Here is a 9,813-nt window from a genome sequence, read left to right on the forward strand (position 1 = left end):
ACCGCGCGCCCCGTGCAGGGGCCCGCGAGCCACACCCACACGTCCACACCACCGGAGGCTCGCCCATGAGCAGCACCACCGCCACCACCGCCGCCGTCACCGGAGCCGAGGGCTTCATCGGCTCCCACCTGGTCGAGAAGCTCGTCGCCGACGGCCACCGGGTCCGCGCGATGGTCCAGTACAACTCCTTCTCCTCGTTCGGCTGGCTGGAGACCCTGAGCCAGGACGTCCTGGACAACGTGGAGATCGTGCTCGGCGACGTCCGCGACCCAGGCTCGGTGACCGGCCTGGTCAAGGGCACCGACGCGGTGTACCACCTGGCCGCGCTCATCGCGATCCCGTACTCCTACCAGGCCCCGCACTCCTACGTGGAGACCAACGTCACCGGCACCCTCAACGTGCTGGAGGCCGTCCGCCACCTGGAGATCCCGCGCCTGGTGCACACCTCCACCAGCGAGACCTACGGCACCGCGCAGACCGTCCCGATCACCGAGGACCACCCGATCAACACCCAGTCCCCGTACGCGGCCTCCAAGGCCGGCGGCGACCGGCTCGCGGACAGCTACCACGCCAGCTTCGAGACCCCCGTGGTGACGCTCCGTCCGTTCAACACCTTCGGCCCGCGTCAGTCCATGCGCGCCGTCATCCCGACCGTCATCGGCCAGGTCGCGGCGGGGGAGCGCACCATCACCCTCGGCGACCTCCGCCCCACCCGCGACTTCCTCTACGTCAAGGACACCGCCGCCGCGTTCGCGACCGTCGGCACCGCCCCCGCCGAGCAGGTCGTCGGCCGCACCTTCAACGCCGGCACCGGCGGCGAGATCTCCGTCGGCGACCTGGTCACCCTGGTCGGCAAGCTGATGGACGCCGACCTGACGGTCCGTGAGGACACCGACCGCATCCGCCCCGCCGCCTCCGAGGTCATGCGCCTGGTCGCCGACGCCACCCGCCTGCGCGAGGCCACCGGCTGGGCCCCCGCCCACTCCCTGGAGGAGGGCCTGCTGCACACCATCGAGTTCTTCCGCGACCCGGCCAACCTGGCCCGCTACAAGACCGACCTGTACAACGTCTGACCCGCGCCCCGCCACCACCGCACACAGACAAGGAGCACCAGCATGCACGCTGTCATCCTGGCCGGCGGCAAGGGCGTCCGCCTGCGCCCGTACACCACCGCGCTGCCCAAGCCGCTCGTGCCCATCGGCGACCAGCACGCCATCCTCGAGATCGTCATGCGCCAGCTCGTCGCGGCCGGATTCGAGAGCTGCACCCTCGCCATCGGCCACCTCGGCCACATCATCCGCGCGTACGTCGGCGACGGGTCGCAGTGGGGCATCGACGTCTCCTACACCACCGAGGAGACCCCGCTCGGCACCATGGGCCCGCTGCTCACCATGCTCGACACCCTGCCCGAGCACTTCCTCGTCATGAACGGCGACGTCCTCACCGACCTCGCCTACGGCGACGTGCTCAAGCAGCACATCGACGCCGAGGCGCCGCTCACCATCGCCACCTACGCCCGCAAGGTCAACATCGACTTCGGCGTCCTCACCACCGAGCAGGGCCGGGTCACCGAGTTCCGCGAGAAGCCCAGCATGGACTACCACGTCTCGATGGGCGTCTACGGCCTCTCCAAGACCACCCTCACCCAGTACACCCCCGGCAAGCCGCTCGGCTTCGACGACCTCGTCCTCGACCTGCTGGACGCCGGAACCCCGCCGCAGGCCTACGAGTTCAACGGCTACTGGCTGGACATCGGCCGCCCCGACGACTACGACCGGGCCAACGCCGACTTCCTCGAGAACCGCGACCTGCTGCTGCGGGGTGCCTGACCCATGGACGTCCTCGTCCTCGGAGCCACCGGCTTCCTGGGCGGCCACATCGCCGAGCACCTGCGCACCTTCCCCGGTGCGCGGGTGCTCCGTGCCGGCCACTCCGCCGCCGCCGACCTGCGGATCGACCTCGCCAACGAGACCGTCGAGGGCCTCGCCGCACTGCTCGCCGACCTCCGCCCCGCCGCGGTGGTGAACTGCGCCGGAGCCGTCACCGGCGACGCCCTGCTGCAGACCGGCCTCAACGCCCGCGGCCCCGCCGTGCTCGCCGCCGCCCTACGCGCGGCACTGCCCGGCACCCGGCTCGTCCACCTCGGCTCCGCCGCCGAGTACGGCGCCTGCGAGCACGGCAGCTCGCTCGCCGAGACCGCCGCCCCGCGGCCCGGCGGCCTGTACGGCGCCACCAAGCTCGCCGGCACCCTGGCCGTCGCCGATGCCGCCGCCGAAGGCCAGGACGCCGTGGTGCTACGGGTGTTCAACCCGATCGGCCCCGGTGCGCCCGGCACCTCGCTGGCCGGCCGGCTCGCCGCCGAACTCCGCCGGGTCGGCCCGGACGGCACCGTCACCCTCGGCGACCTCTCCGCGCACCGCGACTTCGTGGACGCCCGCGACGTCGCCCGCGCGGTCGGCACCGTACTCGCCGCCGCCCATCCGCTGCCCCCGGTGGTCAACATCGCCGGCGGCGAGGCCCGGCCCGTCCGCGCCGTCGCCGACGCCCTGGTCGCCGCCGCGCGGTTCGGCGGCCGGATCGAGGAGCACGGCGCCGGATCCGAGCGCTCCGCCGCCGTCTCCTGGCAGCAGGCCGACATCTCCACCGCCCGCGCGCTGGGCTGGGAGCCGCGGACCACGCTCGCCGACTCGCTGGCCGACCTCTGGCACGGCCTGAAGGCCGCCGAGGACGCCACGAACGGGACCCCGAACGACAGCCGGGGGCGCGCCGCCTGATGGAGGAGCGACTGCTGGTACCGCTCTACGTGCACCCGGCCGAGGACCCGTCCGCCTGGCGGGCCCTCGTCCGGGCCGCACCGCGCCTGTACGGCGTCGTCGTCAACGCCGCCGACGGCCCCGGCGAGGCACCCGACCCGGTGCTCGCCGAACCCGTCGCCGAACTCCGCGAGGCCGGGGTCCGCATCCTCGGCTACGTCGACACCGGCTACGGCCGCCGCCCGCACGCCGCCGTGGCCGAGGACCTCCAGCGCCACCGCGCCTGGTACGGCACCGACGGCGTCTACTTCGACCAGGCGTGCACCGACCCGGCGTTCCTGCCCTACCAGCGGCGGCTCACCGTCGCCGCCCGCGCCCTGGGCTGCGAGAGCGTCGTCCTCGGCCACGGCACCCACCCCGACCCGGCCTACGCCGACGGCGGGGTTGCCGACCTGCTGGTCACCTTCGAGGGAGACTGGCAGGCGTACGAGGCGGCGCCCGTACCGCGCTGGACGGCCGACCACCCGCCGGAGCTCTTCTGCCACCTGGTGCACGGCGTGCCGTCCGGCCGGCTGCGCGCCGTCCCCCGCGAGGCCAGGCTGCGCGGCGCCGCCGTCCACTACGCGACACCGGGCGACGGCGACAACCCGTGGCGGACGCTGTCGCCGGCCCTGACACCGGCCCTCGCGGGGCCCGCCCTCACGCCCACCCGGACGGAGACCGACCCATGACCCGCCGCCACCCCGCCGCCCTCGCCGCGGCCGCCCTGCTGCTCACCCTCGCCGGGTGCTCCGGCGGGGGCGGCGACGACGACGGCCCCGACCCGGACGAGCCCACCGCGGCGCCGTCCGGTACGGCGAACCCGGCACCGTCCGGGTCCGCGAGCGCGAGCGGCACCTCCTCGGCGGGCCCCTCGCCGACCCCGGGCAACGACACGGCCCCCTCCGGCAGCCCGACCGGCGGCCGCCCGACCACGGCCGCCCGCTGGCAGCCCGCCCCGCGCGCGGCCTGGCAGTGGCAGCTCGACGGCCGCGTCGACACCGGCGTCGACGTGCCGGTCTACGACATCGACGGCTTCGAGAACGACGCTGCCACGGTCGCCGCGCTGCACGCCAAGGGCCGCAAGGTCATCTGCTACGTCAACGTCGGCGCGTACGAGGACTACCGCTCCGACGCCAAGAGCTTCCCCAAGACCGTCCTCGGCGGGGCGAACGGCTGGAAGGGCGAGTCCTCACTGGACATCCGCCGCACCGACGTCCTGCTGCCGCTGATGGCCAAGCGCTTCGACATGTGCCGCGACAAGGGCTTCGACGGCGTCGAACCGGACCTGGTGGAGAACTACCGCGCCGACACCGGATTCCAGATCAGCGCCGGCGACCAGCTCACCTACAACAAGGCCATCGCCAAGCTCGCCCACGACCGCGGCCTCGCCGTCGGCCTCAAGAACGACCTCGACCAGATCCCCGCCCTGGTCGGCGACTTCGACTTCGCCGTCAACGAGCAGTGCGCCGAGTTCGACGAGTGCGACGCCCTCAAGCCCTTCATCGCGGCCGGCAAGGCGGTCTTCCACGTCGAGTACAAGACGCCCAACGCACAGTACTGCGCCAAGAGCCGCCAGATCGGCCTCAGCTCCATGACCAAGCACCTGGAGCTCGACGCCTGGCGGCAGCCCTGCTGATGACCCCCCTTCCGCCGGGTACGGCCCTGCGCCATGATGATCCGTCCCTTGCGAACGGAGCACCATGCACATCACGGTCAGCTACGAGACCACCCCGCAGGAACGCGTGCGCGCCTTCCAGCAGGCGCTGGCGAAACCGCGGAAGAACGCCTGGACGGCGGTCGTCTGTCTCCTGCTGCTCGGTCAGCTCGAGATCTGGAGCTTCGGGGACGTCACGCTCGGCACCTGGTCCTCACTCATGGCTCTCGGACTCCTGGCCCACCTCACCATCGGCACCCGGTCGGCGGCCCGTCAGCAGACGCCGAGCGTTCCAGGTGCCACCGAGGTCACCGTCACCGAGACCGGGGTGACCGTCAGGCGTCCGGGCCACACCACGGAGATCGCCTGGTGGTCCGTCCGGTTCGTGGAGACCGCGGACTTCTTCCTGCTCCTCCACGCTCCGAAGTTCTTCACCCCGATCCTCAAGCGGGGCTTCACCCCGGAGCAACTGGCGGAAGTGCGCGCCCTCGCCGCGGCGGGCCGGCCGCCGCAGCCGGTCGGACTGACCCGCGCCCGGCCGGCGGGCTGACGGCAACCGGGCGACCCCTGCCGGGCCACCGGCCCGCGGATCGCCGACGGCCCGCGGCGTCAGATCGCGTAGGCGCCGCGCGGCACGCCCTCGGCGACGCCGACGGGCGTCAGGGCGATCATCGGCGTGCCCCGCACCGCGGTGTGCGGTCCGATCGCCAGCGGATCGATGCTCAGCGTCGCAGCGATCCCGCGTGCGAGATCGAACGCCTCCCACCGCCACTCGTCCTCGGCCGCGTCGAGGTCCTCGCGGACGGTGTCGTCCCAGGGAACGGGCAGTCCCAGTCCGGCGCGCCGGGCTCGCTCGTACTCCAGCGGCTCGCCGAGGGTCCACAGCCCGTCGTCGGGTTCGCCGGCCTCCTGGTAGCGGCGCACCACCGTGCCGTTCTCGGCGACCAGCCAGGCCGAGCCGTCGTTCTGCGCGCCGAAGTAGTACGCCTGGGCGCGGCCGTAACGTGCGCTCAGCTCGATGCACTGCTCCCGCAACTCCTCGCCGCGCTCCGCGTCGCACGGGTCGCACCACGCACCGGCCACCAGCGTCCAGCCGTCCAGCTCGGGCGTCACGAACACCCGGCCCAGCGGGCTGCCCGGCTCGTCGTCACCGAAGCCGTGGACGTCCGCGTCCAGGATCGCGTTGCCCAGCTCGAAGGTCACCGGCCGCGGCTCGGTCAACCCGAGGATCCGCATGATGCCCGGCTGGTCGCCGCCCGCCACCGCGATCCAGTACAGCCAGCAGGCGTTGAGCGGCTGCGGCCGGTCGGCGGTCAGCTTGATCCGGACCAGCCGTTCGACGGCGGCCGTGTCCCGCGCGGAGAGCAGCGGTTCGCCGCCGATCTCGGCCAGCGCCGTCAGTGCGGCCGACCTCAGCAGCCCCGGCCCGGAACGCCGGATCCGCTGCAGGGCGGGGACGGCCCGCGCCCCGAGCTCCTCGACGACGATGCGTGCCTGACACGCCACCCTGCCCTCCGGGTCGCCGAACAGCGCGAGCAGGGCGGGGAGGGCGGGGAGGGCGTCCGTCCCGGCCGCATCCCGGGACCGGAGAGCGCGCACGGCCTGCTCCCGCACCATCGGGTCGGGGTGGGAGAGGGCCGCCGTGCACGGGTCGGGCGGGGTGTCGGTCATGACGGTGCTCCTGCTGTTCGGGGCTCGGTGTCCGGCCGTCCCGGGCCGACCGGGACGGCCGGTCAGCCGTCGGCCCGCTGGTGCTGCTCCGGCAGGCTGCTCTCCGGGTGCACCCAGAGCAGCACGTTGCCGGGCCCGCCCCGCTCCCGCTCCGACCGGAAGAACTCCAGGACCTCCCGGTCGGAGTGGCGCAGGCTGAAGTGCGTCAGCACGAACAGCGTCTGCGGGTGCGCCTCGACCACCGGCCGCAGCCGGCTCCACACCGTGTGCCCGACCCGGTCGGCCCGCTCCAGCTCGGCGTCGTCCAGGTAGGTGCACTCGGTGATCACCACCGGGTACTCCAACAGCCACGGGTTCCGGTCGAAGACGTTCACACGGGTGTCGCCGAGGTAGGCGAACAGCGGACGGACGACCTCCCGGTCGACCTCGGCGCCCTCCCGGCGGCGCTGCGCCACGATCCGTCCGAACTCCGCGCCACGCCCCTCGGCGAGCAGCGTCCGCCGCAGCTCCTCGTACTCGGCGGCGAGGGCCGTCCGCATCTCCGAGAAGGCGTACCCGACGCACGGCACCTTGTGTTCGCACTCCACCACCCGGACCCGGTGGCCGCCGCGGCCGAAGGAGAACTCCTCGCCGCCCCGGACCCCGTGCAGCCGGTGCCCGGCGAGTGCCGGGTCGTAGTCCGGACCGTGGTTCAGCTCGGCCGAGGCGCGCAGGTGGGACTCCACGTACGGGACCGCCGCGGCGGGCAGGTGGATGTCGACCCCGGAGGCCTTGGCGGCGAGGAAGTCGAGGTCCTTGGCGTGGTCGGCGTGGGTGTGGGTGAGGAAGACGGTGTCCGGCTGCCGTCCCTCGCAGAGTCCGGCGTCGAGGCTGCAGCGCAGTTCGGGGACGTGGAAGAAGGTCTTGTCGTTGGCCCGCGAGTAGCCGGTGAGGGTCAGCCCGGTGCCGGGGATCCGCCAGGTCTTCCACTGCCGGAAGGGATGGCCGGCCGTCAGCCGCTCGGGATGGTCGGCCTGCCGCTCGGGCGCCTGCGTCATCGGAAGTCCTCCATGTCGTCCGCGGGGCGGGCGGTGGATCGGCCGCCGTGATCGGGTGCGGCGCCGATCGTAGCGGCCGGGCCCGCGGCCGTCCCGGGACTTTCCCGGTGGTGTGCGGCCGGCGACACGATCCGCGCGATCCACGTCCGACGCCGCCCGGACGGCGCCGGATCGACCGGATCGGCCGGGCTCCGCATCCAACCGTCCCGGCCGACCGTTCAGCGATGTCCGGTGGGTGAGCGCTATCTGACGATGCGTCGGGATGTGGGAGCGCTGACATCGATCCGTTGACGGAGCATCCTCACGACTCCTTGACACCCCTGGGGGGCACTCCTATCTTCCCCTGAGAGAGCGCTCTCTCATGCGGTGCCGCCGCCCCACCCGGGCACCGTGCGCTCAGGCTCCGACCCCCACCCGATTGGAGAGCCATGAGTCCCACCGTGCTGCGGTCCTCCCGACCGCGCCCGCAGATCCACCGCCGTGCCGCCTGGCGGCGCCGTCTGGTGGCCCTGGCCGCCGCCGTCCTCACCGCGGGCGCGGTGCTGACCGGCACCTCCGGCCCGGCGCAGGCCGTCGACCAGCCGATCTCGCAGGGCCGGCCGGTCACCGCCTCCTCGGTCGAGAACGCCGCCTACCCGGCCTCGCTGGCCGTCGACGGCAACGACGGCACCCGCTGGTCCAGCGCCGCCGCCGACAACCAGTGGATCCGGGTCGACCTCGGCGGGAACGCCGCGATCGACCGCATCGTCCTCGGCTGGGAGGCCGCCTACGCCAGCGCCTACCAGGTCCAGGTCTCCGCGAACGGCAACGACTGGCTGACCGTCCGCCAGGTCACCGGCGCCACCGGCGGCCGGCAGACCCTCGACCTGGCCGTCACCGGCCGGTACGTGCGCGTCCTGGCCACCGCCCGCGCCACCGTCTGGGGCGTCTCGCTCTGGGAGTTCCAGGTCTACGGCTCGGTCGGGACCCAGGGCGTGCCGCCGGGCGCCGTGCGGGTCGCCGAGTTCCTCGCCGACTGCCCGTTCAGCCACCGCCTGCCCGACGACCCGATCGTCTTCCCCGGCCTGCCCGGCGCCTCGCACATGCACAGCTTCTTCGGCAACGCGGCCACCGACGCCAACTCCGACCTCGGCCGGCTGGAGCAGTCCGGCGGCACCTGCAACCCCGCCGTCGACACCTCCTCCTACTGGGTGCCGACCCTGTACGCCGACAACGTCCCGGTCGAGCCCACCGGCACCACCTTCTACTACCTCGGCGAAGGCGTCCGCGACGACGTCATCGCACAGACCCAGCCGCTGCCGCGCGGCCTGCGGATCGTCGCCGGCAACGCCAAGGCCACCGGACCGAACGACAACAGCACCGCCCGCTGGTCCTGCCTGCACGCCGGCGAGGTCAGCCCCTCGCACGACTTCGTCAACTGCCCGGCGGGATCGATGCTGGAGTCCTACCTCGACTTCCCGCAGTGCTGGAACGGCAAGGACCTCGACTCCGCCGACCACAAGAGCCACATGTCCTACCCGGTCAACGGCGCCTGCCCGGCCAGCCACCCGATCCCGGTGCCCAAGCTCCGCCAGGTGCTGCGCTACCCGGTGACCGGCGACCCGTCGCGGCTGCGGCTGGCCTCAGGGTCCGGCTACACGATGCACGGCGACTTCTTCAACGTCTGGCCGGCGGCCGAGATGGCCCGCCGGGTCCGGGACTGCATCGATCCGATCGTCAAGTGCGGTGCCAACGGTACGGCCTGACCCGACGACCCCTCCGGGTGCGGCGAGGAGTCCCTTCCCCGCCGCACCCGGAGGCCCAGGAGGAACGATGAGACGAGCCTTCGTCGCCGCGGCCGGGGCCGCCCTCGCGGTGTGCGGCGCCCTGGCGGCGGTCGCCCGGCCGTCGGACCGGCCCGCGGCTGCCGTGGCGGTCCCGGCCTCCCCTTCTGCCACCGCATTCAACCCGACCGACGCGGCCTGGCTGCAACTGCTGGTGCCGATGACCGAACAGAACGTCCGGCTGGCCGAGTTGACCGCGGAGCGGGCCACCGGCCCCGAACTCCGCTCGCTCGCCTCGGAGATCGCCGCCGGAGGCCGCGGCGACCTGGATCGACTGCAGGAACTGACCCGGCTCGGCGGGGTTTCCGGCGACAACCCGCACACCGGCCACGACATGCCCGGCTTCACCACCGCCGCCGAGTACGCCGAGGCCGAGCGGACCGCAGGCGCCGACTTCGACCGCTACGCCGTCCTGCACCTGCGCGAGTACCTGGAGCAGTCCGTCCGCCTCGCCGACTCCGAGTCCACCGTCGGTGCCGCGGCGTCCACCCGGCAACTCGCCGCCGACCTGCGCCGCACCCGCGTCGCCCAACTCGCCCGCCTGGGCCCCTGAACCGCTGCCGTCCCGGGCACCCGCCGCTCACGTGCCGACCTCGCCGGCGGCTCGCTGCACCCGTGGCTCGCCGCACCCGTGGAACCGACGCGGCGGCAGCCGGGCCTCTGCCCTGGAGACCCGGCTGCCGCGGTACTCGTTCCGGGGTGCGTCAGCTGACGTTCACCGCGGCCCAGGCGGCGGCGACCTGGGCGTACTCGGTGGAACCGGCGCCGTAGAGGTCCGACGCCGCGTTCAGGGTCGCGGTGCGCGCCCCCTTGTAGTTGGTGGTGGAGGTCAT

Annotated in this window: 11 protein-coding genes; 8 read left to right on the forward strand and 3 right to left on the reverse strand. The window is 73.5% G+C overall.

Going from position 1 to position 9,813, the window contains the following annotated elements; all coding sequences use genetic code 11:
- Positions 1 to 65 precede the first annotated feature (65 nt).
- From AB0442_RS35610 to AB0442_RS35635, 6 genes are all read left to right on the forward strand, one after another.
- Entirely contained in the window at positions 66 to 1,073 is a 1,008-nt protein-coding gene (locus AB0442_RS35610; RefSeq protein WP_363549309.1) for an SDR family NAD(P)-dependent oxidoreductase, read from the forward strand.
- A gap of 42 nt (positions 1,074 to 1,115) precedes the next feature.
- Positions 1,116 to 1,829 (forward strand): sugar phosphate nucleotidyltransferase, encoded by a 714-nt coding sequence (locus tag AB0442_RS35615; protein WP_366167698.1) that lies wholly within the window; start codon positions 1,116 to 1,118, stop codon positions 1,827 to 1,829.
- 3 nt (positions 1,830 to 1,832) lie between these two features.
- A complete protein-coding gene (locus AB0442_RS35620; protein WP_366167699.1) occupies positions 1,833 to 2,774 on the forward strand; it encodes an NAD-dependent epimerase/dehydratase in 942 nt (313 codons plus the stop codon).
- Entirely contained in the window at positions 2,774 to 3,484 is a 711-nt protein-coding gene (locus AB0442_RS35625; RefSeq protein WP_344624038.1) for a spherulation-specific family 4 protein, read from the forward strand. Before AB0442_RS35620 ends, AB0442_RS35625 begins: the two co-directional genes overlap by 1 nt.
- Positions 3,481 to 4,431, forward strand: a complete 951-nt coding sequence (locus AB0442_RS35630; protein ID WP_366167700.1) for an endo alpha-1,4 polygalactosaminidase — start codon at positions 3,481 to 3,483, stop codon at positions 4,429 to 4,431. Before AB0442_RS35625 ends, AB0442_RS35630 begins: the two co-directional genes overlap by 4 nt.
- Positions 4,432 to 4,495: 64 nt before the next feature.
- Positions 4,496 to 4,999, forward strand: coding sequence for a YcxB family protein (locus AB0442_RS35635; protein WP_366167701.1), 504 nt, complete (start codon positions 4,496 to 4,498; stop codon positions 4,997 to 4,999).
- A 59-nt stretch (positions 5,000 to 5,058) separates the two neighbouring features.
- On the opposite strand, the gene AB0442_RS35640 is transcribed toward AB0442_RS35635, so the two are convergent.
- Together AB0442_RS35640 and AB0442_RS35645 are read right to left on the reverse strand one after the other, a co-directional pair.
- On the reverse strand, positions 5,059 to 6,120 hold the full coding sequence (locus AB0442_RS35640) for a hypothetical protein (RefSeq protein WP_366167702.1): 1,062 nt from the start codon (positions 6,118 to 6,120) through the stop codon (positions 5,059 to 5,061).
- 62 nt (positions 6,121 to 6,182) lie between these two features.
- Positions 6,183 to 7,157, reverse strand: coding sequence for an MBL fold metallo-hydrolase (locus tag AB0442_RS35645; protein WP_366167703.1), 975 nt, complete (start codon positions 7,155 to 7,157; stop codon positions 6,183 to 6,185).
- A gap of 428 nt (positions 7,158 to 7,585) precedes the next feature.
- Here AB0442_RS35645 and AB0442_RS35650 point away from each other — a divergent pair, with 428 nt between their 5' ends.
- The gene (locus tag AB0442_RS35650) at positions 7,586 to 8,902 is read left to right on the forward strand and encodes a DUF1996 domain-containing protein (protein ID WP_366167704.1); all 1,317 of its coding nucleotides are present in this window, start codon (positions 7,586 to 7,588) and stop codon (positions 8,900 to 8,902) included.
- 67 nt (positions 8,903 to 8,969) lie between these two features.
- Complete coding sequence (locus AB0442_RS35655) at positions 8,970 to 9,533, forward strand: DUF305 domain-containing protein (protein WP_366167705.1); 564 nt, start codon at positions 8,970 to 8,972, stop codon at positions 9,531 to 9,533.
- 151 nt (positions 9,534 to 9,684) lie between these two features.
- Here AB0442_RS35655 and AB0442_RS35660 read toward each other — a convergent pair.
- The coding region (locus AB0442_RS35660; protein WP_366167708.1) for a M4 family metallopeptidase at positions 9,685 to 9,813 on the reverse strand (129 nt) is incomplete at its 5' end.

Origin of the sequence: Kitasatospora sp. NPDC085895 (assembly GCF_040702125.1) — a bacterium.
GTDB lineage: Bacteria > Actinomycetota > Actinomycetes > Streptomycetales > Streptomycetaceae > Kitasatospora > Kitasatospora arboriphila.

Coding starts and splice junctions, on each gene's coding strand:
- AB0442_RS35610 (WP_363549309.1), top strand. CDS start 66: ATGAGCAGCACCACCGCCACCACCGCCGCCGTCACCGGAGCCGAGGGC.
- AB0442_RS35615 (WP_366167698.1), top strand. CDS start 1,116: ATGCACGCTGTCATCCTGGCCGGCGGCAAGGGCGTCCGCCTGCGCCCG.
- AB0442_RS35620 (WP_366167699.1), top strand. CDS start 1,833: ATGGACGTCCTCGTCCTCGGAGCCACCGGCTTCCTGGGCGGCCACATC.
- AB0442_RS35625 (WP_344624038.1), top strand. CDS start 2,774: ATGGAGGAGCGACTGCTGGTACCGCTCTACGTGCACCCGGCCGAGGAC.
- AB0442_RS35630 (WP_366167700.1), top strand. CDS start 3,481: ATGACCCGCCGCCACCCCGCCGCCCTCGCCGCGGCCGCCCTGCTGCTC.
- AB0442_RS35635 (WP_366167701.1), top strand. CDS start 4,496: ATGCACATCACGGTCAGCTACGAGACCACCCCGCAGGAACGCGTGCGC.
- AB0442_RS35640 (WP_366167702.1), bottom strand. CDS start 6,120: ATGACCGACACCCCGCCCGACCCGTGCACGGCGGCCCTCTCCCACCCC.
- AB0442_RS35645 (WP_366167703.1), bottom strand. CDS start 7,157: ATGACGCAGGCGCCCGAGCGGCAGGCCGACCATCCCGAGCGGCTGACG.
- AB0442_RS35650 (WP_366167704.1), top strand. CDS start 7,586: ATGAGTCCCACCGTGCTGCGGTCCTCCCGACCGCGCCCGCAGATCCAC.
- AB0442_RS35655 (WP_366167705.1), top strand. CDS start 8,970: ATGAGACGAGCCTTCGTCGCCGCGGCCGGGGCCGCCCTCGCGGTGTGC.